This window comes from Pseudomonas sp. LBUM1671, from assembly GCF_059695685.1.
Window position 1 is genome coordinate 1,010,310 of sequence record NZ_CP166782.1, and the last position, 25,731, is coordinate 1,036,040.

Genomic DNA, 25,731 nt, shown 5'->3' on the forward strand with positions numbered 1-25,731 from the left:
GTAGTTAATGACAATTAATTCGCTGTTTTGTTTTCGCCGTTCGTCGCTTTGAGCGCAGCCAGTTCGGCTTGCGTCTCAGCCAATTGCGCTTCCAGTTGCGCTACTCGCTGCTGTGCCTTGACCTGCACCGTAACGTCTTTCTGAACGCCGACAAAATAAGTTTGCCCATCGCTCGGGTTCTTCACTGCAGAAAGGGACAGTTCATTCCAGAACGGCGTGCCGTCCTTACGGTAATTTCGCAGGATCTCCCGGCAGGAGCCGCCACGGGTCAACGACTCGCGAATCGTAGCGAGGGCCTCTTGATCGCGGTCGCCAGACTGCAGGAAACGGCAATCCTGGTAGAGAATTTCTTCGCTGGTGTAACCCGTCAGACGCTCAAACGCCGGGTTTACGTAAATCAGGATGTTGTCCTGTTCGCCTTCCTTTTCAGCAATCACGATGCCGTCGTTGGAAGCGTTTATCACCATTTGCAGCAGTTGAGCGTTGATCATCGGAGAGTCCTTTCCGTATTGATAGAGATTTTCATTCTAAAAGATCAAATGAGCCTGTGCTGTTAATATCTGTGTCTTTTACTCAGCTTCAGGATCAGTTTGATGAAAGTTGCCATCATTTCCGGCTCGGTGTACGGCACCGCTGAAGAAGTTGCCCGTCACGCCGCAAAGATTTTAAACGCCGCCGGTTTCGAGACCTGGCACAACCCGCGCGCATCACTTGCCGACGTTCAGGCCTTCGGCCCGGACGCGTTTCTGGCGGTGACGTCGACCACCGGTATGGGTGAATTGCCGGATAACCTGCAACCGTTGTATTCGATGATCCGTGACCAATTGCCTTCAGCCTGGCGCGGTTTGCCAGGGGCGGTGATCGGCCTTGGAGATGCAAGTTACGGTGATACTTTCTGCGGTGGTGGTGAACAGATGCGTGAATTGTTCGGCGAACTGGGCCTGCGCGAAGTGGCACCGATGCTGCGCCTGGACGCCAGCGAAAGCGTGACCCCGGAGACCGACGCCGAACCTTGGCTGGCCGAGTTGATCAGCGCGCTGCGGGGCTGACCGGCCGCTCGCGCAGGAGGGCGAGCCAGGCTTGTGCGGCCTTCGACAGGTACGCGCCCTGACGCCAGATAAAGGCAATGTCCCAGCGCAAATAGCTCGGGGCATTCAAGGTCAGGCGCACCACCCCTGGCCGCACCAGCCCGCGCGCCACCACGCTGGGCAACAGCACCACGCCCTGGCCGGCGGCCACCAGTGCCGCGAGAAAATCCGCCTGGCCACTGCGCCCACCTTCCTTGGGCGTAAAGCCCAACTGATGACAGGCCTGCAACAAACGGTCGTTGAGCACGAAGCTGCGTTGATACAACAGGAACGGCGTCTCGGCCAACTCCTCCAAACCGATCACCGACTTGTTCGCCAGTGGATGATCCGCAGGCAGCAGCGCGTCCAGCGGCTCATCACAGAACGGCTGGAAAGCGAACTGCGGATCCTTCGGCAACAGACTGCCACCGAGTTCGAGCTCACCGCTCAACACAGCCTGTTCGATGTTCAGGCTACCGCCCTCCAGTAACTGGATGCTGATATTCGGGTAGCGCCGCCGGTACTCGGCAATCAGCCCGGCAAACAGCGCGTCACTGCCCAGCAGAGGCAGTCCAAGGCGCAATTCCCCGCGAGCCAGTTGGCTCAAATCGTCCAGTTCGCTGAGCAATTCGTTGCGCAGGCGCAGCATGCCTTCGGCCCGTTGCAGCACCACGCTGCCGGCGGCGGTCAGGCGAAGCTGCGAACCCAGGCGTTCAAGCAGCGGGATGCCCAGGCTCTGTTCCAGCTGAGCGACTTGCTTGCTGACCGCCGATTGGCTGATGTGCAGGGTCTTGGCGGCTTGAGTGAAACCACCTTGGTGCATGACCTCAACAAAGCTGCGTAGCTGTTTGAATTCCATGAGCTGGATTCCATATTGGAATAGAGCAGAGTCTAACAATTCGTTTCGGGGATGGCAGCCCGCTCCGTAAAATGAGCGCCTGTGAGGACCGAAACCATGAATGCATCAACCCTGAAACGCCTGGCTCGATTAACCGCTGAACTGGCCGTGTTGCTCGGCATCTACCTGCTTGGCTGTGAGATTGCCGTAGGGTTTGCCTGGCCGATCCCGGGTGGCGTCGTCGGTATGGCGCTGTTGCTGCTGGCGTTCGCCGTTGGCGCTATCAAACCGGCGGCACTGCAAATGGGTGCCGGCCTGTTGATGGCCGAGATGCTGCTGTTTTTTATCCCGGCGCTGATGAGCCTGCTCGACTACGGTGGCCTGATGCGCGACGACGGCTGGCGGATTCTGCTGGTGATCGGCGTCAGTACGCTGATGGTGATGCTGGTCACCGCATTCACCGTGGAGTGGGTGGTGCGGTTGAGGAGGTCCCATGAAGCTTGAACTGATGCCGATGTTCTGGCTGGCCTTCACGCTCTCGGCCTATTTATTCAGTCGCTGGATCTATCGGCGCACCGGGCATTATCTGCTGTCGCCGCTGATTCTGGTTCCAGCCCTGCTGCTGGCCCTCGCTGTGCCGCTGCACACCGCGTATTCGGAATATTCGAGCAACACCCATTGGCTGATGTTGGTGCTGGGGCCCGTGACCGTCGCGTTCGCGGTGCCGATCTGGCAACAGCGGCAGATGCTGATGCGGCATTGGTCGGCGTTGCTGCTCGGAATGCTGGCGGGCAGCGCGGCGTCCATCGGCACATCGTTCGGTCTGGCCAAGGCGTTGGCACTGGACAGTTCGGTGACGATGTCGCTGGTGCCCCGTTCCATCACCACGCCCTTTGCCATGCCACTGGCTCAAGACCTCGGTGGCGTGCCGGAACTGACGGCGGTGTTCGTGATGTTCACCGGGGTGTTCGGGGCGATGCTCGGCGGCATTTTGCTGAAGTGGCTGCCGTTGCGCAGTGCCCTTGCGCGCGGCGCGTTGTTTGGCGTTGGCGCGCACGGTGCCGGCGTCAGTCGGGCCCATGAAGTGGGCGGTGAAGAAGGCTCGGTCGCGGGGCTTGTCATGGTGCTGACCGGGCTGTTGAACCTGTTTGCCGCGCCTTTGTTGGCGGCGGTCCTTTGACATGGATCCAGGCTTTCTTATGAACTGACTCGTTAGGCCATCAAGCTGGCTGCCAATGCAACTACACGAACTCCGGGGCCTGACTAGACTGCTGTAACGACAGTAAAACAATAAGAACAGGAGGTCCTTGCCGTGAATGTTGCTCCCGTCCAATCCCCCCACAGTGTCAAAGACCAGGTCAGTGCTGCCGAGTGGCAGACCCGCGTCGACCTGGCTGCCTGTTATCGTCTGGTCGCCTCGCATGGCTGGGACGATCTGATCTTTACGCACATTTCCGCCAAGGTGCCGGACACCGAAGATTTCCTGATCAACCCGTTCGGGCTGATGTTTCACGAGATCACCGCGTCGAGCCTGGTCAAGGTCGATCAGGCCGGCAACAAGCTGATGGACAGTCCTTACGAGATCAACCCGGCGGGTTACACCATTCACAGCGCGGTGCATGAAGTGCGTCACGATGTGGTCTGCGTGCTGCACACTCACACCGCAGCGGGTGTGGCGGTGTCTGCGCAAAAGCAGGGCATTCTGCCGATCAGTCAACAGTCATTGTTTGTGCTGTCCAGCCTGGCTTACCACGCCTACGAAGGCGTTGCCCTGAACCATGAAGAGAAGGCGCGCCTGCAAGCCGATCTGGGTGAAAACAATTTCCTGATGCTGCACAACCACGGCTTGCTGACCTGTGGCAGCACCATCGCCGACACGTTCCTGATGATGTTCACCTTCCAGCGTGCCTGCGATATCCAAGTGCTGGCGCAGAACGGTGGTGCCGAGCTGATTGCCATCGAGCCGCAGATTCTGGCGGGCGCCAAGGCGATGATCGCCGGCGTGACCAAAAGTGCTCAAGGAATGGGCGGCGCGTTGGCCTGGCCGGCGTTGCTGCGCAAACTCGATCAACAAGACCCGGGTTATAAACTCTAATGGCACTCGCCGAGATTCCCCTGTGCGTCTGGCGCAAACGCGGCCAGACATTCGTATTCCGTGGCCAGACCATCCGCTACTGGACGGCGGGGCAGGGTGAGCCGCTGCTGCTCATCCATGGTTTCCCGACCGCCAGTTGGGACTGGCATTACCTGTGGCAACCGCTGACGCAGCGCTATCGGGTGATTGCCTGCGACATGCTCGGCTTCGGCGACTCAGCCAAACCGGTCAACCATGAATACAGCCTGTTGGAGCAGGCCGATCTGCAACAGGCCTTGCTCGCGCACCTGAACGTCGAGCAGCCGGTGCATGTGTTGGCCCACGATTACGGCGACAGCGTGGCCCAGGAACTGTTGGCCCGGCATTACGAATCCCGCATTGATATCGCCAGTTGCGTGTTCCTCAATGGTGGCCTGTTTCCCGAAACCCATCGACCCCTGCTGGCGCAAAAGCTATTGCTCAGCCCCTTAGGCTGGATGATTGGCCGCGCCTTCACGCGTGATGCGATGGTGAAAAGTTTCCGGCAGATATTTGGTCCACAAACTCGACCCACCGAAAGTGAGATGGATGATTTCTGGGGCCTGATCGACAGCAATCACGGCCAGCGGATCATGCATAAACTCATCGCTTATATCCCTGAGCGGCGTGTCCAGCGCGAGCGTTGGGTCAGCGCCATGCAGCGCGGCGAGGTCCCGTTGCGGGTCATCGATGGCGAGGTGGATCCGATTTCCGGCGCGCACATGGTCAAGCGCTATCGGGAACTGGTCCCCAACCCGGACACGGTGCTGCTGCCTGATATTGGCCATTACCCACAGACCGAAGCACCGGCGCAGGTGCTCAAGCATTACCAGGAGTTTCGGGATCGGCTGGTTTCTCCGCCGCGCAGGGCCGCCTGTTCCTGACTATCCCCCAGCCTTATCGGGCACCATTCAGCTCTACCTGTGTTTATTGTGACCAGCAGCCTGGTGCCTGACACTCGGACTTACTGTCCCTGGTCTGCTGGAGTTCCCCCATGAGTGAGTCTGTGCGCTTCGAAGATAAAGTCGTGATCGTCACGGGTGCCGGCGGCGGCCTGGGCCGGGCGCATGCGCTGCTGTTCGCCAAACAAGGCGCCAAAGTGTTGGTCAACGATCTCGGCGGCTCGGCTCAAGGGGAAGGCGCGAACGCGTCGGCAGCAGACCGCGTAGTGGCGGAGATCCGTGAGGCGGGCGGCATCGCCGAAGCCAACCACGACTCCGTCACCGACGGCGACAAAATCGTCCAGCACGCCCTCGACGCCTTCGGCCGCATCGATGTCGTGGTCAATAACGCCGGAATCCTGCGCGACAAAACCTTCCACAAAATGGACGACGCCGACTGGGACCTGGTTTACCGCGTCCACGTCGAAGGCGCCTACAAAGTCACCCGCGCTGCCTGGCCGCACATGCGCGAGCAAAACTATGGCCGCGTGATCTTCACCGCATCGACCTCGGGCATCTACGGCAACTTCGGCCAGTCCAACTACGGCATGGCCAAACTCGGCCTCTACGGCCTGACCCGCACCCTCGCCATCGAGGGCCGCAAGAACAACATCCTGGTCAACGCCATCGCGCCCACCGGCGGCACTCGCATGACCGAAGGCCTGATTCCGCCGCAAGTGTTCGAGCAACTCAAGCCGGAACTGGTCAGCCCGTTGGTGGTGTACCTGGCCAGCGAGAATTGCCAGGAGACTTCCGGGTTGTTTGAAGTCGGCGGCGGCTGGATGGGCAAGGTGCGCTGGGAACGCAGCCTGGGCGCCGGGTTTGATCCGCGGGTGGGTTTCTCGCCGGAAGATGTCGCGGCGCAGTGGGAGCAGATTTGTGATTTCGAAGGGGCGGCGCATCCGAAGGACAATATTGAAGCGCTGAAGGAAATGATGGGGAATTTGCAGAAGTATTCGATTTAACAGTTTAGGGGAGCAAGCATGAATGCTTGCTCCCCTATTTTTTATTCTTCGGGTTTGAAGCCTGGTTTTCCGTTGGCGGCTCGCCATTCCTTGATGGCTTTTAGTACGCCAGCAGGGCTGTCTTCAACGCCCGGTTCGGGATAATACAAAATGCCTGTGCCGTTTGGGTGTTCTGAGGTGCTTACGATGTGGTCGACAATTGCATCGTGTTCTCGCTCCGATAGGTAGTCGCCTTCAATTAATCGGTTTATCAGGCTTATATATTCGGATTCTGTGTATTCTTCGAATTTTTTTTGAAAGGTCATCTCATTTATCTCCTTTTTTGGAGTGGATCCTGATGTGCTGTTTTGGTGTTAGTACTCGAAGATTATCTAGATCGTAAACCGAACCACCTTCGCTGATTGGCTGGATGTGGTGAATTTCAAACTTTTGCCGTCCACCCACTTGCTCTGATGGCAGAGCGCTCGGAGAAAGCCCTCTCCTGATATCAATTTTGTTGAAGAAGGAGAATTGGTCCATCAGAAACTTGTCATTCGCCACCGTCCTCCAAAACGCTCTCCGAAAAGCATCGAAACTCGAAAACTCCCTCCCACGAAGTTTATCCGCAATCTGCATCGGGATTGGGGCGCCTTCCAGTGTCGTGGCCGCACCCAACCAATTTCCTGAAACCGACTGACCAGCGCCGATGCCCACACCGGAATCCTGCCGTCGATCCCTAAGCAGGGTGAAGATCGGTGGAAGGCCGGAGTCGATCGGAAAGACGGTGATGAATCCGCCAAATCCGTAGCGATCAAACGCCGGAAATGGATCGATTCGTCCGGTGTGGGGAGTGACAGTGGCGCCTTCATAGATCGGCAGATCTGTTTCGGTCAGAGGGAAGTCAGTCGACGTATTTTGTGGGTCAACCAATGGCGTCCAGGTGATGACGGGACCATTGATGACGTTACTGCCGCAGACGTAAACATTCTTCTGTGGGTCAAAGTGAGCAAGCTTCACTGGCACTTTGTTAGGGACTGCCACTCCGTCAGTGGCAACGACGAAGAGTTCTACTCTATTGCGATACGTCTTCGAGCCTAGTGTCACCGGCAGGTCAATTTCTCCTCCGGTGACTGCTTGCTCGTACAGATTGGCAGTCGGAAGGGGCGCGAGCTCTGACAGGGGAACACTGACAGAATAAAGATCACTGTTGCCCAGCCTGGAGGGAACGATCAGCGCGGCGAAACCCATAAGGGTCGGCGCCGTTGCTGTTGCGAGCGCTTCGACAACGGCGACTACCGCAGTTCGCAGCGCAGCCTTAAGGGCCAAAGAGGCCTCGCGGCTAACGTCCACGGTTCCGTTTGTTCCGGAAAATACGGGGCCCGATGCCGCTGTCGATCCTGCGTTGGCGAACGTCAGACTGGCTTGGTATGCCTGCGTGCTCCATAGCGCATGGAGGCGCGCCTTCTCTCTCTCCACTTGTTGCTTTTCAGCTCGCGCCCGCTCGTTTTGCCGAACGAACTCGGCGTGCTTTTCCATCAACTCCCGTGAGTTTGCTTCCCTTTGTTTGCGGAACCGCTCCAATTCGGCTTCCCATTTGGCCTTGGCTTGTGCATCAAGACGGGCCTTTTCGGCGGCGACCTGCTGCGCTGCCGCTTGCGCCGCGACTCGAGCTTGTTCCTCCGCCACTCGCCGCGCATTTTCCAAGGCGGCAAGCCGCGCTTGTTCTCGAGCCCGGGCCGCAGCTTCCTCGTTTATGCGCGCCAACTCAGCGGCGGCCTTCTGTGCTTGTTCATTGGCCTGCACAGCACTGAGAAAGTTCTGCACATTGACGTTTTGCTGTCTGAGCAATTCGAGGCCTTGAGCCAACAATCTTGCATCGTGGGCCGCCCGAAGAGACTGAAATAATGCCTGCATGGCAACGCCGTTCGGCGCGGGTCTCTTTTCGATAGTTGTTGCCTTCTTCATGAATTCGTTGATGTGTCTGTTAAATGGATCTCCTCCATAAAAAGAATGGGCAACCGCTGTCTTGTTTTGGAACTCAGCCGTTTTTCGAGCGGTGAGTCTGCTTCGTACGTCCAGCTCGCGAATGATCGATTGCACAAGCGGAAGTGGATCGGTTGAACCCTCAAGCCGAGTGGTGGCGAGTTCATTCTCAATGGTTTGCGGTAGTTGGCTGGACTTGGTTTGATATTCCTGTTCCAGCGCATTGGAAGTGGCTTTGATTGTATTGAGATTCTGGTAGTAAACCGGTATGCCGTGTCCGTGTGGGCCGGTTGTTACTACGTTTGATGTTAGAGGTGCGGGGATGATGTGATCGGGTGCTTCGCCAATCGTGTGAACAGGTGTGCCGATATCAAGAAATCCTGGTCTTGATTGATCTGGTGGCTTTTGCATATTCATATCCTTTTGAATGTGCAGGGTGATTTAGAAAGCGCGCGTGGTTGGCATGTCTTCTAAAAATAAATTCGAGTTATTACGTCGTGCCCATAAAACGTTACAACCAAAACCAACAGTCTGGGTCCGAGAGATGTGTGGGCTGTTACAGACAGGATTGAGAGAAGTTTCGATGCGGCAGGAATAAAGACGTGAATGTCTTTCGCGTAAATAGATGTTTCTTATCCCGATATAGGAAATATCTTGCAGGAGATTCTCGAGCGGAAATCCCTGTCCCCATCGCCAGCCACAAAACCACCGCCCATAAAAAAGGCCGCTGCAAACGCAGCGGCCAAAGTAAGACGTTGGATCAAGGAGCTACAAATCAACGTCAGTGAACACGGGGCGATCAATCGATAAAGCGTCGATTCATCAGGATTCTGTCGCCAATGGCATGGGCATGATCACATGCCATCGCTTCGCGCTTCCTGGCTACTCACCGTGAAAGCCCGGCAAGAATAAGGCCTTGAGCCCAAAGGAAAAATAGCGATTCGCGACATGAACTGTTGCAGCATAAGTAAAAGTCCACTGCGCCAAGGCCCCTGTAGCAGCTGCCGAGCAACGCGAGGCTGCGTTCGGCTGCGAAGCAGTCGTTTAATCAGCCAACGCGGTTCACCAGGAGATTTGCATATGCAGGTTTTGCGACTGCTGCGCAGCCGAACGCAGCCTCGCGCTGCTCGGCAGCTGCTACATCGGTCGGTGCCATCCTCCCGCCATGCGTTCTGCTGATAACCCTCCATCCAGCCCATCCATGCTCAGCGCAAACGCCCGTCCCATCAGGCCATTCATCCTTTAGAGGTACACCACGAATACCTCCTTGGTGCGCTTATCGCTCCTCACGTGCGGCAGTAGGGTGGGGCCTTCTGTCACTCACCGGGGAAGACGCATGACAAAAACAACAATGCGCGCCATCTTCACGCCGCAAGCGCTGGCCGCTGCGGTTGCCTTGGGCTGCTGTGCCCAGGCGCAAGCGGTTGCATTCAACATTGGCGAAATCGAGGGGACGTTTGACTCCTCGCTGTCCGTCGGCGCGAGTTGGGGTATGCGCGATGCCGATAGATCGTTGGTGGGCACCGTCAACGGCGGGACCGGACAGTCTTCGACCGGTGATGACGGCCGGCTGAATTTCAAGAAGGGCGAAACCTTCTCCAAGATCTTCAAGGGCCTGCACGACCTCGAATTGAAATACGGCGACACCGGCGTGTTCGTCCGTGGCAAGTACTGGTACGACTTCGAGCTCAAGGACGAAGACCGCGAGTTCAAGCCGATCAGTGACAGTGGCCGCAAGGAGGGCGCCAAGTCGTCCGGTGCGCAGATTCTCGATGCCTTCGTCTATCACAACTATTCCATTGCCGATCTGCCGGGCACTGTGCGCGCCGGCAAGCAGGTGGTCAGTTGGGGTGAAAGTACCTTCATCGGCAACTCGATCAACAGCATCAACCCGATCGACGTCTCCGCGTTCCGTCGCCCAGGCGCCGAGATCAAGGAAGGTCTGATTCCGGTGAACATGCTGTTCGCCTCCCAGGGCCTGACCGATCAGCTCTCGGTGGAAGGTTTCTATCAACTGGAGTGGGACCAGACGGTCGTTGACAACTGCGGCACCTTCTTCGGCAACGACGTAGTGGCGGATGGTTGCAACAACAACTACACCGTCGGCAGCCCCGCGATTGCCCCGTTGGCGCCTTTGGCGTCAGCCTTCGGTCAACCAATCCAGGTGACCCGCGAAGGCGTGGTCGTTCCCCGTGGCGGCGACCGCGATGCGCGGGATTCCGGGCAGTGGGGCACGGCGTTGCGCTGGCTCGGTGACGACACCGAGTACGGCCTATATTTCATGAATTACCACAGCCGCACACCGACGGTCGGCACCACCACCGCCGGCCTGTCGACGCTGGCCAGCCTTCCAGGCATGGTGAGTGTGGCCAACCGTCTGGCGCCGGGCAGCGGTGCAGGCCTGGCCCAAAGCGTGATGCTCGGACGCGGTCAGTATTACCTCGAATACCCGGAAGACATTCGTCTCTACGGCGCGAGTTTCTCCACCACCTTGCCGACCGGCACCGCGTGGAGCGGCGAGATCAGTTATCGGCCGAATGCTCCGGTGCAGCTCAGCACCAACGACCTGACCCTGGCAATGGTCAACCCGATTGCCGGTGGCGCCGCATCGCCGATTGCCACCACGCCTGGCGCTGATAACAAAGGCTACCGCCGCAAGGAAATCACCCAGATCCAGACCACCCTCACGCAGTTCGTCGATCAAGTGTGGGGCGCCCAGCGCTTGACCCTGGTCGGCGAAGCAGCGGTGGTTCACGTCGGTGGTCTGGAGTCGCGCAGCAACCTGCGTTACGGCCGCGACTCGGTCTACGGCCAGTACGGTTTCGGCGGCGATACCGAAGGTTTCGTCACCTCGACCTCCTGGGGTTACCGCGCCCGGGCGATCCTCGATTACGCCAACGTGATTGGCGGGATCAACCTCAAACCCAACCTGTCCTGGTCCCATGACGTCGCGGGCTACGGCCCCAACGGGCTGTTCAACGAAGGCGCCAAGGCAGTCAGCGTCGGCGTCGATGCCGACTACCGCAACACCTATACCGCGAGCCTGAGTTACACCGATTTCTTCGGCGGTGACTACAACACCCTGGAAGACCGCGACTTCCTGGCACTGAGCTTCGGCGTGAACTTCTGATCTGGCTGAGAAGGATGAATGTGATGCGCAAGATGATTCTGCAATGCGGCGCCCTGGCCCTGAGCCTGCTGGCGGCCAACGTGATGGCGGCGGTCTCGCCGGACGAAGCGAACAAACTCGGCACCAACCTCACGCCGCTCGGCGCCGAGAAGGCCGGTAACGCGGATGGCTCGATCCCGGCGTGGACCGGTGGCATCCCGAAAAACGCCGGTGCGGTGGACAGCAAAGGCTTCCTGGCTGACCCCTTCGCCAGCGAAAAACCGCTGTTCGTGATCACCCCGGCCAACGTCGACAAGTACAAGGACAAACTCTCGGAAGGCCAGGTGGCGATGTTCAAGCGCTACCCGGAAACCTACAAGATCCCGGTCTACCCGACTCACCGCACCGTGGCCGTACCACCGGAGCTTGTCGAGTCGGCCAAGCGCAGCGCGTTGAATGTGAACAGCATCAACGAGGGTAACGGCCTGGCCAACTTCACCGGCAACCGCTACTACGCGTTCCCGATTCCGAAGACGGGCGTGGAGGTGTTGTGGAACCACATCACCCGTTATCACGGCGGCAACCTGCGTCGCATCATCACCCAGGTGACGCCGCAGACCAACGGCAGCTACACGCCAATCCGCTTTGAGGAAGAGATCGCCGTCCCGCAATTGATGAAGGACCTGGACGCGGAAAAAGCCGCCAACGTGCTGACCTTCTTCAAACAGTCGGTCACGGCGCCGGCGCGTCTGGCGGGTAACGTGCTGCTGGTGCACGAAACCCTCGATCAGGTGAAAGAACCGCGCCTGGCGTGGATCTACAACGCCGGCCAACGCCGTGTGCGCCGCGCGCCGCAAGTGGCCTACGACGGACCGGGCACCGCCGCCGACGGTCTGCGCACCTCCGATAACTTCGACATGTTCTCGGGTGCACCGGATCGCTACGACTGGAAACTGGTCGGCAAGAAGGAAATGTACATCCCCTACAACAGCTACAAACTCGACTCGCCGAGCCTCAAGTACGACGACATCGTCAAGGCCGGCCACATCAACCAGGACCTGACCCGCTATGAACTGCACCGCGTCTGGGAGGTGATCGGCACGGTCAAGTCGAGCGAGCGGCACATCTATGCCAAGCGCCACATGTACATCGACGAAGACAGCTGGCAAGTGGCGCTGGCGGACCACTACGACGGTCGCGGTCAACTGTGGCGAGTGGCCGAAGGTCACGCCCAGTACTACTACGATCACCAGACCCAGGCGTACACCCTGGAAGCGCTCTACGACATCATTGCCGGTCGTTACATTGCGTTGGGGATGAAGAACGAAGAGAAGCACAGCTTTGAATTCGGCTTCGAAGCCAAGGCGGCGGACTACACGCCATCGGCGCTGCGCGCGGAGGGCGTTCGGTAAGGCAATTGATACATTCGCAGTGCAAAAGGCGACCACTTGGTCGCCTTTTTTATGGGCGTCAATCAGCGTTCTGAATACTTCTAAACAAGCGGGTTGTAGAGGGCTAGGGTTGCCGGACAATTATAAATAGGCACGCCGCAATGACCGCCATGACCCCGTGTCTTGACCGTTCTGGATTCCTGCCCCGTCTGTCCTCGCATCACCTGTCGCGTGATCGATTGACCGGGCCTTTGCTGGCTTCCACGTCACGGGTGAAATTACTCTGCGCGCCCGCCGGCAGCGGCAAGACCGCGCTGCTCGCCGACTGCCTGTTACAGGCGCCGCCGCACTGCCGGGTGGGCTGGTTGCCGTTGTCCGGTGTGGCGATGAGCGCGGTGGATTTTCGTCAGCGAGTGGCCGAAGCGCTGGGGTTGGCTTCGTCGGAAGAGTCGGCAATGCTCGGCGCGCTGGCCCGATGGCAGACGCCGACCTGGCTGTTTCTCGATGACTATTGCCGCGTTCCGAACCCGGAGCTGGACCAACTGCTGGATCGCATGCTGGCCGTCAGCAGCCCGATGCTGACCTGGTGGCTGGGTGCCCGCCGCCGCCCGCAATGCAATTGGCCACGGTTGCTGCTCGATGACGAACTGTACGAATGCGAGCGCGCCACGCTGGCCTTCAATCAAGTTGAAATCGCCTCGCTGTTGCGTCACCTGACACCGGCCGATGCCAGCACCGCCGCCAGCAAAATTATCCAGCGCAGCGGAGGGTGGTGCGCCGGTGTGCGCGTTGCGCTGCTGCAAAAATGCGACTGGTCGCGCAACGACCCGCATCACAGCCGAGCGGACACGTTGCTTGATTACCTCGAGCACGAACTGTTCACCAGCTTGACTCCGGAGTTGACGGAGGCTTGGCGGGTGCTCGCGCATTTGCCACGCTTCAATGCGCGGTTGTGCGATCACCTGTTTGGTGCGGGGGAGGGCGCGCAATGCCTGAAGACGTTGCAGGACCTGGGCTGCTTTATCGAGCCTTGGCAGGACTCGACCGACTGGCTGCAGATCTTCCCTCCACTCACGCAGTTGATGCGCGATGAGCAATGGCCGGCCGGGCGTTCCTGGCATCGCCGCGCCTGCCAGTGGTTCGCCGCCGAACTGGACTGGAAAGCCGCGTTCGAACAGGCCTTGCTGGCCGAAGAGTTCGAGGTTGCGGTCAGCCTGTTACAGCATTTCAGTTTCGAGCATTTGTTCGAGGAACAGACGGTCGTGCTGTTGTTGCGGTTGTACGAGCAACAAGGCGAAGCGCTCATGTTCGGCTCGCCGCAACTGGTCGGGCTTATCAGCGCGGCATCGCTGTTTGCCGGACGGTTTGAACAGGCCGGGGATTGCATCGAGCAGTTGTCACGATTCACCCCGCAGCCGTCGGCGATTCTGCAACGGCAGTTGATCGCACGGTGGCAGGCTCAGCAGGGTTGGCTGTTGCATCTGCAGGGGCGGGCAGAGGGCTCACGCGCGCATTTTCTCGATGCGCTGAATGACCTCGGCCCCGAGCTCTGGACTGTGCGCGTGATGTGCTTGTCGGGGTTGACTCAGCAGGCCTTGCTGCGGGGTGAGCTGGATGTCGCTCAGGCGATGAATCGTGAAGCATTGTGCCTGGCGCGTGCGCAAGGCTCGCTGGTTTTCGAAGGACTGCTGGAGCTCGATCATGCGCAATTGCTGGAGCAGCGTGGTGCTCCCCAACGTGCCGAACACTTGCTCGCCAATGTGCATGACCGGTTCACTCGACAGCAGCGCAGCGCCGAGCCATTGCTGGGGCGGATTGCCCTGCACCGTGGGCGTTTGAGCCTGTGTCAGGGACAGGACACGCAGGCCTCCGAGTATTTCGAAAGCGGACTGCGGATCTGTCTGCGCAACCACGACAAACGGGTGTTGTATGGATTTCTCGGTCTGGCGCAGTTGGCGGCCAACCGGCGCGACTATGATTTGGCGTTTGCGCACCTGCGCGACGCAGAGCGTTTGATGCAGCAGCGAAAAAGCCCCGACACCGTTTACCGCGGCGTGTTGTTGCAAATCAGCAGTCATTTCTGGCTACAGCAAGGCCGTCCCGAACTGGCTCGCGAAGCACTCACTCGAGTGCTGCGCCATTATCGTGGTCCGCAAGCGCGGCAAGCTCCTCCCGCAACATTGATGTTGATCGCACGGATCGAATATTTACTGGTGTTGGCGCAAGTGTATCTACGCCAGGTCGACGACCCGATGAGCCAGATTGAGCAGATGCTTGAGCAGTCGCAGGGGGCCGCGATGCCGATACTGAAGGTTGAACTGCTGTTCGCAAGCTCCGAAGGTGCCTGGTTGAAAGGTGATCTGGCTGGCGCCAGGGAGTTCTTGCGCAAGGGCTTGAACCTCGCCGAGCGCTGTGGGTTGCGCCAAGCGTTTCGTGAATTACAACTGCGTCAGCCGGGGCTTCTGTCGTCGCTGGGTATTGCTGAAGATTTCATTGAAAACGCCCCATTGGTCAGTGAAATTAACCCACTCAGTCAACGTGAGTCTGAAGTGCTGAAGTTAATTGCCATGGGTAATTCCAATCAACAGATTGCAGAGCAGTTGTTTATCTCGTTACATACAGTCAAAACTCATGCGCGACGTATTCATGGGAAGTTAGGCGTGGAGCGCAGAACTCAGGCCGTTGCAAAGGCCAAACGATTGGGGCTGCTGGATTAAAGCTGCTTTGTGGATTCGTTACAGTGCTGTTGCTTTTAATTGCGATGAGAAATGTATGAGGTGTTTCTGAGTTGCGCATTATCGATTGACCAAATATGCAGAAAACTGTTTTTCGTTTTTATCGTTGAAGAGGGGCGTTAATGTTTGTTGGTAAATCAAATGGCGTATTGCCATTGATGTTATCAATAAGGATGAGTTTTATGAGTTTTATTAAAAGTGTGCCGAGCAAACGGGATTTGCGACTTGATTACTGGCGTAAGAGTTTTGCGGAACAACACGTTCAACATTTTCTGGAACTTGAGACGGCGCTGGTTGGAAGTGAAAAGAATCTGAATGAAGCGTTAGGCCCACGCGCTTCTCTAAAGTCTTATGCACTGAGCCGTGTCCGTTCGTGGGTACTCAGCGCCGCAGGTGTAGAGTGTGATCCCGACCAGATTATCGTGACGTCACGACATACGTTTCGCGTCGGTGGCAAAGAGATCATTCAGGAAGATAAAAGATCGCTGACCGAGTTTGCGATATTTGGTTTGCAAATGTCGACGCTTCAAGAATTGAGTCTTACAGGTCCGGTTTTCCCGGGGCTTACCAGCGCTAGCCTTCAACGCTGGCTTTCCTCTGTCGACATTCGTTCTGACTTCGCCGTGATGATGACTGCCGATGCAACTGGGGCGATCAATGAAGCGATGCAGGAGCATTTGGCCAGACAGATAGAATTCACTCTTTTTTGCGCAAGTGTCGAGCGTGCTTACGAACATCTGGACAATCGCTGGGTGATGCGATACCTGGCGGGTGATCCGGCATTGTTTGTCCGTGGCGTGGTGTTACCGGGTACGGGAGCTGCCATGAAAGATCTGTTTGTCATCAGCGAGAGAGGGAATCCGCAGGGGCGCAACATCCTGTATGCGCCCGGTGCGCCCGATGAGAAGGTTTGGCACAGTTTTAACAGTGTCGTCGAGATGGGTAACGCGGTCGGTGATTGGGCCAGCAAGTCTTCGGATTTTATCGATGATCAGGTTGATAGCCGTTTTCGGGATTCGGCTCACTTGTTTTTTCGTGAGCTCGCGGCGAATAAACGCTTCTGGAAAAACGACGATGTACAACTGCGTGAATTTATCGCGCCCAAGGCGGGACAGCCTTTGTTTGGTGTGGTGTCTGAAAGAATTCGTCGAGACAAAATTGAAGCGAACGAATTGGCCTCGGCAAACTATCGTAATGCGCCTGTCTTCTGGCGGGCGCAGTTTGCTCGACTCAATACCGAGCTCAAGGCGTTGTATACCATTGAGGCGCGGGATCATAAGTTGATCTCGTATCATCAGTTTGCGTATGACTTGATTAAGTATCAAGTTGAGCAGGTGCTGAAATCTCGGGGGGAACGTGTGTCGGTTGATCCGGATTTAATCATTATCGAGTTAAGTCCTTCAGAAAAATTGTCGCTCACTTCTGTAATTGTCAATGAACGTGTTTTCGAGGCCAGAAATGGGGGCGATGCGAAACCTTCGTACTACCCAAGATTCAGCCTCGCGGAGGGGCAGCCTGAATTCAAGAGGCTGGATATATACGAGTTGTCTTCGTGGTCCAAGGTGTTGCGTCCAGGTGAAAAATATATTGATATGTTGCGTGCGGTTTATCTGGATTCCACCGAGTTGAGTTACGCGTTCAGGCGCGGTGTCCATCAACAGCGTCAGCTGGCGGAAATGAACCGGGCTGCGCTGTCAGAATACTTTCAACAGCGAATTACCTTTGAACAACTCAATGGTCTTTTAGCTTTAATAAGTTCGCTGGAGGGTGCGCAAACTCGCCCTCCGTTGGGCGATTATCCAGCGATGGAAAACAGTATCTACCAGCTTCACCTTGGTCGGCTTCGTCCGGTGGAGGGGGTCTATGTGTTCCGGCTCATGACCGCGGGGAAAAACGAGGATTGGTTGTATACCCCGCAAGCACCGGACGGTTTATGGTTTCGCCCGTTCAGCCATTTTGATACGTCGGTTCGTATCAAGGGGTTGAGGGAGTACTACTCTACGCGCGTTCATTTCAGGGATCGACTCGCGGTCAGCAATTACTTTGATGGACTTGAGGCCTCGACTCGTAGCCTGCCTCCGCCGACATTGGAGCACAACAGTCGGGTCCGAGACTTCGTCAGGTCTTACGACGACATGATTTGGCGCGTCATCAGGGACGTGGACGCGCAGACGACCAGTCTGGCCGAGATCATCGCGGGCCTGACGTACAACGCTGTGATTAACGCCGCACAGGTCATCAGCCTGATTATTCCTCCTCTAGGGCTCGCGGTCGCCGGGATACAAATCACCAAAAACATTCTTGAAGGCGCGCAGGCCTATCACGATGGGGACAAAAATAAAGCGATCACCCATTTCAAGGACGCATTGATTGATCTGGCCACGTTGGGCTATGGCAAATACAAAGAGCTGGGCAAGGGCGCAATCACCGCAGCGCAAAAAACGCTGATCGACCTCGCGGGTGATGCGAAGACAGTTGCAGGCCTGGTTTCTGCCGCCACTGGGCAAGAGGTTCCGCACCAGGTACTGCAGCAAATTGTTCAGGATGTATTGGCCGACACCCAGGCACGTGGCAGCAAAACCATCGTCCGTTAACCCTGCTGATTAATCGCTGATCGGACTCGCTGCATGGACGGGCTCATGGCCCATCCGCCAACTCACGGCCCGCGTCGCCGCCAGCAATCGCTGCGCCGCCGGGCCGTTTTCGTCGGCGTGAAATAACGAGGTAGGGCCGACAATGGTCATGACCGCCGCGACATTCCCTACTGCGTTGAATACCGGTGCTGACAAGGCGTCCACCCCCGGCATGAGTAAACCATGCACATGATGCAGGCCGCGCTCGCGGATCTGTTCGCACAAGGCCGCATAGGCTTGATCGTCCGCCAAGACGTGCTCGTTGGTGTTTTGCAGTTCCTGATCGCGCAAGTCCACGGTTTCGCGCTTCGGTAGAAACGCGCCAAACACCAGGCCAGTGGACGAGCTGAGCAACGGCAGCACCGAACCCAACTGCGTCACAACCGTCACCGCACGCACCGCCGGTTCGATGTGCACCACGGTCGCACCCTGATTGCCCCACACCGCCAAAAAGCAAGTTTCGTTCAGTTCATCGCGCAACTCGGCCAAGGGCAGGGCGGCAACTTTCAGCACGTCCATACTGTTGAGCGCGGCGAGGCCCACGCGCAGTGCTTCACGGCCGAGTCCGTAATGGTTGGTGGCGGTGTTCTGCTCGGCGAAACCGCTGGCGATCAGCGCCTGCAAATAACGATGAACCTTGCTTGCCGGCATCTGCACGTGTTCGGCCAGGCGCGACAACGAGGTCGAGGGCGACAACTCGGCGAGTGCCTTGAGGATGTCGGTACCGACCTCGGCCGAGCGGACTTTCTGTTTGTCGTTGTTGCGCGGCGTTTCCATGAAGGCAGTCTGATCCCGGGGGCGAATGGGCGTCTTTATAGCTTGACGGTCAATACCAATCAAATTACGTTATGCGTAATCGAATTACGACAAAAATAACCCGGGCGTGCCGAGAACTCTGCAGTAGAGCGACAGGCCATTGCCTACTCCCTGTTCAGGAGGCTCCATGAACCTCGATTCAACGGCGCCAGCGCTGGCTTATCAGTCAGGCTTCGGCAACGAATTCAGCAGCGAAGCGTTGCCCGGCGCACTGCCCGTCGGCCAGAACTCCCCGCAAAAAGCCCCTTACGGCCTCTACACCGAACTGTTCTCCGGTACCGCGTTCACCATGGCCCGCAGCGAAGCGCGGCGCACCTGGATGTACCGGATTCAGCCGTCGGCCAATCACCCGGCGTTCGTCAAACTGGATCGGCAATTGGCCGGTGGTCCGTTGGGTGAAGTAACCCCCAATCGCCTGCGCTGGAACCCGCTGGACATCCCGAGCGAACCGACCGATTTCATTGACGGGCTGGTGAGCATGGCCGCCAACTCGGGCGCAGACAAACCCGCCGGGATCAGCATCTACAGCTACCGCGCCAACCGTTCCATGGAGCGCGTGTTCTTCAATGCCGACGGTGAACTGCTGCTGGTGCCTGAGCAGGGCCGCCTGCGCATCGCCACCGAATTGGGCGTGCTGGAACTGGAGCCGCTGGAAATCGCCGTGCTGCCGCGCGGTCTGAAATTCCGCGTCGAATTGCTCGACCCGCAAGCGCGCGGCTATATCGCCGAAAACCACGGCGCGCCACTGCGCCTGCCAGACCTGGGGCCGATCGGCAGCAACGGTCTGGCCAATGCCCGGGACTTCCTGACGCCCGTTGCGCATTACGAAAACCTCAAGCAACCGATCACTCTGGTGCAGAAATTCCTCGGCCAATTGTGGGGCTGTGAGCTCGATCATTCGCCGCTGAACGTGGTCGCCTGGCACGGCAATAACGTGCCGTACAAATATGACCTGCGCCGTTTCAACACCATCGGTACGGTGAGTTTCGATCACCCGGATCCGTCGATTTTCACCGTCCTGACCTCGCCGACCAGCGTCCACGGTCTGGCCAATCTGGACTTCGTGATCTTCCCGCCACGCTGGATGGTCGCCGAGAAAACCTTCCGTCCACCATGGTTCCACCGCAACCTGATGAACGAATTCATGGGCCTGATCAAGGGCGAGTACGACGCCAAGGCCGAAGGTTTCGTGCCCGGCGGCGCGTCGTTGCACAGCTGCATGAGCGCTCATGGCCCGGACGGCGAAACCTGCACCAAGGCCATGAACGCCGAACTGGCGCCAGCGAAAATCGACAACACCATGGCGTTCATGTTCGAGACCAGCCAGGTGCTGCGCCCGAGCCGTTTCGCCCTGGATTGCCCGCAACTTCAACCTAATTACGATGCCTGCTGGGCCACGCTGCCCGCCACTTTCGACCCGACCCGGAGATAACCCATGACTCAGACTTCCATCACTCGTAGCTGGGTTTCTTCCGCCAACGGCCATGCTGATTTCCCGCTGCAAAACCTGCCGCTGGGCGTGTTCAGTGTGAAGGGCTCTGCACCGCGCAGTGGCGTCGCCATTGGCGAACACATTTTTGATCTGGAAGCGGCGCTGGACGCCGGCCTCTTCGACGGCCTGGCAAAAACCGCCGTAGAAGCCACCCGTGGCGGTCAGCTGAATGCGTTTTTCGAATTGGGTCGTGAGGCTCGCGTTGCACTGCGTGAGCGTCTGCTGGAACTGTTCGCTGAAGGCAGCACCCTGCACGGCAAGATCGAAGCCCAAGGCGCAAAGCTGCTGCCACTGGCGGCAAACTGCGAGATGCACCTGCCGGCGAAAATCAACGATTACACCGACTTCTACGTCGGCATCGAGCACGCGCAGAACGTCGGCAAACTGTTCCGCCCGGACAACCCGTTGCTGCCGAACTATAAGTACGTACCGATCGGCTATCACGGTCGTGCTTCGACCATTCGCCCGTCCGGCACCGACGTTCGCCGTCCGAAAGGCCAGACCTTGCCAGCCGGTCAGACCGAGCCGACCTTTGGCCCGTGCGCACGCCTGGATTACGAACTGGAACTGGGTATCTGGATCGGTCAGGGCAACGAGATGGGTGACTCGATCGCCATTGGCGACGCGGCCGATCACATTGCCGGTTTTTGCCTGCTCAACGACTGGTCGGCGCGGGACATCCAGGCCTGGGAATACCAGCCGCTGGGGCCGTTCCTGTCGAAAAGTTTTATCACCAGCATCTCGCCCTGGGTCGTGACAGCCGAAGCGCTGGAGCCGTTCTGTCGTGCTCAACCGGCGCGCCCGGAAGGCGATCCGCAGCCGCTGCCGTACCTGTTCGACAAGCGTGATCAAGCCTTGGGTGCTTTCGATATCGAGCTGGAAGTGCTGCTGCTGACCGAAGGCCTGCGCGAGCAAAAACTGCCGGCCCATCGCCTGACGCTCAGCAACACCAAACACATGTACTGGACCGTGGCGCAAATGGTCGCGCACCACAGCGTCAACGGCTGCCAGTTGCAGGCCGGTGACCTGTTCGGTTCGGGCACGTTGTCGGGACCGGAAAACGGTCAGTTCGGCAGCCTGCTGGAAATCACCGAGGGCGGGAAAAAGCCGATCGAGCTGGCGTCGGGCGAGGTGCGCAAGTTCCTTGAAGACGGCGACGAAATCATCTTGCGGGCGCGTTGCAGCCGCGACGGTTTTGCCTCCATCGGTTTCGGCGAATGCCGCGGCAAAGTCATCGCGGCGCGCTAAGAGGATCGGCTCATGGAGCTCTACACCTACTACCGTTCGACGTCGTCTTACCGGGTGCGCATTGCGTTGGCATTGAAGGGCCTGGATGTCCAGGCGCTGCCGGTCAATCTGATCGCACCGCCGGGTGGCGAGCATCGGCAAGCACCGTATCTGGCGATCAATCCGCAAGGCCGGGTGCCGGCCTTGCGCACCGATGAAGGCGAACTGCTGATTCAGTCGCCGGCCATCATCGAGTACCTGGAGGAACGTTATCCACAGGTGCCGCTGCTGTCCAAAGACCTGGTCGCGCGCGCTCATGAGCGTGGTGTTGCAGCCGTAATTGGTTGCGACGTGCATCCGTTGCACAACGTCAGCGTGCTCAACAAGCTGCGGCAATTGGGTCACGATGAGACGCAGGTGGTGGAGTGGATCGGGCACTGGATCAGCCAGGGGCTGGCGACGGTCGAGCAGTTGATTGGGGATGAGGGGTTTTGCTTTGGGCCGGAGCCAGGCTTGGCGGACGTCTATCTGATACCTCAACTGTACGCGGCCGAGCGGTTCAGTATTTCGCTTGAAGCGTACCCGCGGATTCGTCGAGTGGCGGCACTGGCGGCGCAGCATCCCGCGTTCATCAAGGCCCACCCGGCCAACCAGCCGGATACCCCTTAACGCTTCACCCTCGACCGAATGTGGGAGCGGGCTTGCTCGCGAAAGCGGTGTGTCAGTCAGCATCGATGGTGACTGACACTCTGCTTTCGCGAGCAAGCCCGCTCCCACATTGGATCTGCGATCAGTGGACGATCGAGTTCGGCGGCAGATGCCCCAGTCGTTCAGTCAGGCGAATCCGCTGGATCGGGTCGTCACTGAGCAGCAATGCATGCTCCAGGTCGAAGCGCTCGGCGTTCGGGCAGTCCAGCCGTTGATAGAGGCTCGCCCGGGCCAGGTAATCGGAGGCGTTGGCGTTGCCCAGTTCCAGCACGCGTTCAGCGTCGATCAGCGCGCCGATGTAGTCATCGTGGGAAAGGTGCAACTGGCGCAGGTTGCGTGACAGCCGTTGCAGCATTTGCGCCGGTTCGGCGGTCAGCAAATGCTCGGCGTTGAGTTTTATGTTCGGGCCGTACTGGCGTTGCAGCAATTCACGGCAATCGTTGGGGTACAAGCGGCGCCCGCCGCACGGGTCCAGCAGGTGATCGGCACCTGGCACCCGCAGCAGGAAGTGCCCGGGGAAATTGACCCCGACCAACGGGATCTCCAGGCGTCTGGCCAGCTCCAGCGCGATCAACCCCAAGGACAGCGGCTGGCCGCGCCTGAGTTCCAGCACCTTATTGACCAGTGCCACTTGCGGGCGCAGCGGGGTGAAGTCGTCCTGGGCGAACCCCAGGTCATTCATCCGCCGCAACAGCGGCTGGGCCAGTTCGCTCACCGGCAGCATCGGCAAGCCATAACTGACCCGCTGTTGCAGATCGCGAAAGTCTGCCAGCACCTTCTCGGGATTTACCTCTTTGTCATGCTCGGCCGCCATCCACAGCGCCGCCTCGAACAGCGCGGGCGGTGATCGTTGCAGGCAGTCAAAAAAGTGTTGGCGCGGGGTCATCAAAATCTCCGGGCAATGCCTCGTTTTAGCCCCGTCGCCGGCATTCGTCCAGTGCGGCACACATGCGGTATCAGGTTATGTCCGAAAGCCTGCATTGCGGCGCTGCTTATTCCGGTGCGCTTCTGCAATTTTTGGGCGCAAGCCTATACTGGCGACTACAAGAAGTGATTCGGGAGCCCTACGATGTTCGCTCTCATGCAAAGCACTCGCCTTGAATCGCTGCATCTGAGCGTCGACCCGGTCACCGGGTTGAAGGCGGTCATTGCCATTCATAACAGCCGCCTGGGGCCAGCCCTGGGGGGATGTCGTTACCTTGCCTATCCCAGCGACGAATCTGCAGTCGAGGATGCCATTCGCCTGGCGCAGGGCATGAGTTACAAGGCGGCGCTGGCGGGCTTGGCCCAAGGTGGCGGGGTGGCGGTCATTGTCCGACCGGTGCATGTGGAAAATCGTGCCGCGCTGTTCGAAGCCTTCGGCCGCTGCATCAATCAACTCGACGGGCGCTACATCACCGCGATCGACAGCGGCACCTCGGTGGCGGACATGGATTGCATCGCCCAACAGACCCAACACGTTACCAGCACCACCTCGGCGGGCGACCCCGCGCCACACGCCGCGATGGGGGTGTTCACCGGCATTCGTGCCACCGCCATGGCTCGTCTGGGTAGTGATAACCTCGAAGGCCTGCGGGTCGCGATCCAGGGCTTGGGCAACGTCGGTTATGCCTTGGCCGAACAGCTGCACGCCGCTGGCGCCGAACTGCTGGTCAGCGACATCGATCACGGCAAGGTGCAATTGGCGATGGAGCAATTGGGCGCTCATCCGATCGCCAACGATGCGCTGCTCAGCACGCCGTGCGACATTCTCGCGCCCTGCGGCCTCGGTGGCGTGCTCAACAGCCACAGCGTCACTCAACTGCGCTGCTCGGCAGTGGCCGGTTCGGCGAACAATCAGCTGACGCATCTGGAAGTCGCCGATCAACTGGAGCGACGGGGCATTTTGTATGCGCCGGATTACGTGATCAATTCCGGCGGGCTGATCTACGTTTCGCTCAAACACCGTGGCGAAGAACTCACGACCATCACCGCGCACCTGTCGAAAATCGCCTCGCGGCTGACCGAAGTCTTTGCCCATGCGCAGGCGGAAAAACGTTCGCCTGCACGGGTGGCGGACGAGTTGGCGGAGAAAGTGCTGTACCGCTGAATCCTGCTTTTACTCCAGACATGAAAAAGGCCCTGAGCCATTCGACTCAGGGCCTATTCAATTCGGGCATTGCTTACTTCGGTGTCTTGGCGGCTTTAGCTGGCTTGGTCGGCTCAGCGGTGGCAACTTCTTCAACCGGTTCAGACGTTTCAACCACTTCGGCCGGCGCATTCAGCAGTTCGGACAAAGCATCCGGCTGGCTCTTGAATGCCTTGGCGAACACATCGCGATTCTTCGCCATGTAGATCCCGGCTTCTTCCACCTGCTGTTCGGTCAGGGACGGAACGGCTTTCTGCAACACTTCAGCCAGCAACTCAGCCAGTTCGAGCATTTTGTCATGACGGTCAGCTTCGGCTTTATCCATGAACAAGCGCTCCAGATCTCGGCTGCTGCGGTATACCACTTCGACGGCCATTCACCACCTCACATGCCTTCACATTAGTTGTCTGTTTCGACCACTGTATTTATATACAGCGAAAAGGATAAGCGAATCCCTGCGCTTTGGGTAGTGGCTTTTCAATGTAGACCGAAATCAGGGTTTGTCAGGTGGACCGAGTTGCTCCCTTCGCGAGCAGGCTGGCTCTCTCAGGTGCGACCAAACGCCACGGAGCGCGTTTTAGAGCATCTCGCCATCATGTGGCAGGCGCCTCTGGCCTTTTTTCTGCATGCAGAACAACCGTCACGTCAAACCCGCATCATCCGCTCGAACCGAGCTAAGGAAGAATCACCGTGAAAATCAACTGGGCCGAGAAACTGCGGCAGAACGTGCATCAATTGGCCGAGTCCCTGGGCAACCTGTTCGTCGAGACCTTCCATTACCTGGCGTTGTTCGCCATCGGTGCAGTGACCGCGTGGGCGGCGGTGATGGAATTTCTCGGGATGATCGAAGAAGGGCACATCAAGATCGATGACATCTTGCTGCTGTTCATCTACCTGGAACTGGGTGCGATGGTCGGGATTTACTTCAAGACCAACCACATGCCGGTGCGCTTCCTGATCTACGTGGCAATCACGGCGCTGACGCGACTGTTGATTTCCAACGTCTCGCACCACAACCCGCCGGACCTCGGCATCATTTACCTGTGCGGCGGGATTCTGCTGCTGGCGTTTGCGATTCTGGTGGTGCGTTACGCTTCGTCGCAATTCCCTTCGGTGAAGATCGAACACCCGCAACGCAAGGTCGGTGCGGGTTCCGGTGAACATCCCGAAGTGGAGAAGGGCGAAATCTAAAGTCCCATGGTGGGGCGGGGCTTGGCTTTGACTTGGGGTGGCGGCAGGTTGCGATTGTCGCCATCGGTCATGGCTTCGAGGATCGACATGGCGCTATGGCCCTGTTCGATGGCGATGCCGAACTGAATGCTTTGCACCAGGCGCTTGAGGCGCTTGGGGTCATTGCGCTGTTCGGCGCTGATCATCCGCTTGGCAACCACGTGGCCGCTGTTGGACAGGGTCAGCATGATGCGGCCGTCCAGCCCCTGAATGCTCAGGTTGATCTGATAGTCCGCTGCAAAGGCATCGGTAATGAGCTGAAAAGGGTTGTCCATGATGCGTCACCGCCTGATTGAACGTGCAGTTGTTGACCGGCCATGATCAGGTTGGTTCGCATTACCGGACCATTGGCAGGCCGCTCGCTGAGGTTTTCAAA

The 25,731-nt window shown here is 58.4% G+C and carries 22 protein-coding genes and 1 pseudogene; 15 read left to right on the plus strand and 8 right to left on the minus strand.

The features are described from left to right. Window positions 1-14: 14 nt before the first annotated feature. Entirely contained in the window at window positions 15-491 is a 477-nt protein-coding gene (locus ACA060_RS04470; RefSeq protein WP_497315655.1) for a PAS domain-containing protein, read from the minus strand. Window positions 492-593: 102 nt separating this feature from the next. Here ACA060_RS04470 and ACA060_RS04475 point away from each other — a divergent pair, with 102 nt between their 5' ends. After that, on the plus strand, window positions 594-1,049 hold the full coding sequence (locus tag ACA060_RS04475) for a flavodoxin (RefSeq protein WP_497315657.1): 456 nt from the start codon (window positions 594-596) through the stop codon (window positions 1,047-1,049). Here ACA060_RS04475 and ACA060_RS04480 read toward each other — a convergent pair. Then, window positions 1,030-1,926, minus strand: a complete 897-nt coding sequence (locus tag ACA060_RS04480; RefSeq protein WP_497315659.1) for a LysR family transcriptional regulator — start codon at window positions 1,924-1,926, stop codon at window positions 1,030-1,032. The two genes, ACA060_RS04475 and ACA060_RS04480, sit on opposite strands and share 20 nt — an antisense overlap. A 96-nt stretch (window positions 1,927-2,022) precedes the next feature. On the opposite strand from ACA060_RS04480, the gene ACA060_RS04485 reads away from it, so the two are divergent. The 5 genes from ACA060_RS04485 (at window position 2,023) to ACA060_RS04505 (ending at window position 5,924) form a co-directional block, all read left to right on the plus strand. Then, complete coding sequence (locus ACA060_RS04485; protein WP_109628021.1) at window positions 2,023-2,409, plus strand: CidA/LrgA family protein; 387 nt, start codon at window positions 2,023-2,025, stop codon at window positions 2,407-2,409. Beyond that, window positions 2,399-3,085, plus strand: coding sequence for an LrgB family protein (locus ACA060_RS04490; protein ID WP_497315661.1), 687 nt, complete (start codon window positions 2,399-2,401; stop codon window positions 3,083-3,085). The genes ACA060_RS04485 and ACA060_RS04490 overlap by 11 nt, the downstream gene beginning before the upstream one ends. 132 nt (window positions 3,086-3,217) lie before the next feature. Next, the gene (locus tag ACA060_RS04495) at window positions 3,218-4,000 is read left to right on the plus strand and encodes a class II aldolase/adducin family protein (RefSeq protein WP_497315663.1); all 783 of its coding nucleotides are present in this window, start codon (window positions 3,218-3,220) and stop codon (window positions 3,998-4,000) included. Further along, entirely contained in the window at window positions 4,000-4,902 is a 903-nt protein-coding gene (locus ACA060_RS04500) for an alpha/beta fold hydrolase (RefSeq protein ID WP_497315665.1), read from the plus strand. The genes ACA060_RS04495 and ACA060_RS04500 overlap by 1 nt, the downstream gene beginning before the upstream one ends. 110 nt (window positions 4,903-5,012) lie before the next feature. Then, window positions 5,013-5,924, plus strand: coding sequence for an SDR family oxidoreductase (locus ACA060_RS04505; RefSeq protein WP_497315667.1), 912 nt, complete (start codon window positions 5,013-5,015; stop codon window positions 5,922-5,924). A gap of 41 nt (window positions 5,925-5,965) precedes the next feature. Here the strand turns inward: ACA060_RS04505 and ACA060_RS04510 are convergent, their stop codons facing one another. Next, window positions 5,966-6,229, minus strand: coding sequence for a bacteriocin immunity protein (locus ACA060_RS04510; RefSeq protein ID WP_109628026.1), 264 nt, complete (start codon window positions 6,227-6,229; stop codon window positions 5,966-5,968). 1 nt (window position 6,230) lies between these two features. Beyond that, window positions 6,231-8,297, minus strand: coding sequence for a pyocin-S2/colicin E7-DNase domain-containing protein (locus ACA060_RS04515; protein ID WP_497315669.1), 2,067 nt, complete (start codon window positions 8,295-8,297; stop codon window positions 6,231-6,233). Window positions 8,298-9,222: 925 nt separating this feature from the next. On the opposite strand from ACA060_RS04515, the gene ACA060_RS04520 reads away from it, so the two are divergent. The 4 genes from ACA060_RS04520 (at window position 9,223) to ACA060_RS04535 (ending at window position 17,715) form a co-directional block, all read left to right on the plus strand. Next, the gene (locus ACA060_RS04520; protein ID WP_497315671.1) at window positions 9,223-11,016 is read left to right on the plus strand and encodes a DUF1302 domain-containing protein; all 1,794 of its coding nucleotides are present in this window, start codon (window positions 9,223-9,225) and stop codon (window positions 11,014-11,016) included. A 23-nt stretch (window positions 11,017-11,039) separates the two neighbouring features. Then, window positions 11,040-12,407 carry a DUF1329 domain-containing protein gene (locus tag ACA060_RS04525; RefSeq protein ID WP_497315673.1) on the plus strand — a complete coding sequence of 456 codons (1,368 nt, stop codon included), beginning with the start codon at window positions 11,040-11,042 and terminating at the stop codon, window positions 12,405-12,407. A 140-nt stretch (window positions 12,408-12,547) separates the two neighbouring features. Further along, on the plus strand, window positions 12,548-15,103 hold the full coding sequence (locus ACA060_RS04530) for a LuxR C-terminal-related transcriptional regulator (protein ID WP_497315675.1): 2,556 nt from the start codon (window positions 12,548-12,550) through the stop codon (window positions 15,101-15,103). Between the two features lie 140 nt (window positions 15,104-15,243). Then, the gene (locus tag ACA060_RS04535) at window positions 15,244-17,715 is read left to right on the plus strand and encodes a hypothetical protein (protein ID WP_497315677.1); all 2,472 of its coding nucleotides are present in this window, start codon (window positions 15,244-15,246) and stop codon (window positions 17,713-17,715) included. A gap of 9 nt (window positions 17,716-17,724) precedes the next feature. On the opposite strand, the gene ACA060_RS04540 is transcribed toward ACA060_RS04535, so the two are convergent. Then, window positions 17,725-18,531, minus strand: a complete 807-nt coding sequence (locus ACA060_RS04540; protein WP_109628032.1) for an IclR family transcriptional regulator — start codon at window positions 18,529-18,531, stop codon at window positions 17,725-17,727. A gap of 166 nt (window positions 18,532-18,697) precedes the next feature. Between ACA060_RS04540 and hmgA the strand changes: the two genes are divergently transcribed. The 3 genes from hmgA to maiA are packed head-to-tail and all read left to right on the plus strand — an operon-like array spanning window position 18,698 to window position 21,958. Continuing rightward, complete coding sequence (gene hmgA, locus ACA060_RS04545; protein ID WP_497315679.1) at window positions 18,698-20,002, plus strand: homogentisate 1,2-dioxygenase; 1,305 nt, start codon at window positions 18,698-18,700, stop codon at window positions 20,000-20,002. 3 nt (window positions 20,003-20,005) lie between these two features. Continuing rightward, window positions 20,006-21,310, plus strand: a complete 1,305-nt coding sequence (fahA, locus tag ACA060_RS04550; protein ID WP_497315681.1) for a fumarylacetoacetase — start codon at window positions 20,006-20,008, stop codon at window positions 21,308-21,310. A 12-nt stretch (window positions 21,311-21,322) separates the two neighbouring features. Next, window positions 21,323-21,958, plus strand: a complete 636-nt coding sequence (gene maiA / locus ACA060_RS04555) for a maleylacetoacetate isomerase (protein ID WP_497315683.1) — start codon at window positions 21,323-21,325, stop codon at window positions 21,956-21,958. A 121-nt stretch (window positions 21,959-22,079) separates the two neighbouring features. Here the strand turns inward: maiA and ACA060_RS04560 are convergent, their stop codons facing one another. Further along, entirely contained in the window at window positions 22,080-22,883 is an 804-nt protein-coding gene (locus ACA060_RS04560) for a SirB1 family protein (RefSeq protein WP_497315685.1), read from the minus strand. Between the two features lie 183 nt (window positions 22,884-23,066). Between ACA060_RS04560 and ACA060_RS04565 the strand changes: the two genes are divergently transcribed. Beyond that, the gene (locus ACA060_RS04565) at window positions 23,067-24,086 is read left to right on the plus strand and encodes a Glu/Leu/Phe/Val dehydrogenase family protein (protein ID WP_219095759.1); all 1,020 of its coding nucleotides are present in this window, start codon (window positions 23,067-23,069) and stop codon (window positions 24,084-24,086) included. Window positions 24,087-24,246: 160 nt separating this feature from the next. Here the strand turns inward: ACA060_RS04565 and ACA060_RS04570 are convergent. Further along, a pseudogene (locus ACA060_RS04570) lies at window positions 24,247-24,501 on the minus strand (YebG family protein); the annotation flags it as partial. Window positions 24,502-24,815: 314 nt separating this feature from the next. Between ACA060_RS04570 and ACA060_RS04575 the strand changes: the two are divergent. Further along, window positions 24,816-25,316, plus strand: coding sequence for a phosphate-starvation-inducible protein PsiE (locus tag ACA060_RS04575; RefSeq protein WP_109628039.1), 501 nt, complete (start codon window positions 24,816-24,818; stop codon window positions 25,314-25,316). Here the strand turns inward: ACA060_RS04575 and ACA060_RS04580 are convergent. After that, complete coding sequence (locus tag ACA060_RS04580) at window positions 25,313-25,630, minus strand: DUF3509 domain-containing protein (RefSeq protein WP_109628040.1); 318 nt, start codon at window positions 25,628-25,630, stop codon at window positions 25,313-25,315. The two genes, ACA060_RS04575 and ACA060_RS04580, sit on opposite strands and share 4 nt — an antisense overlap. Window positions 25,631-25,731: the final 101 nt, after the last annotated feature.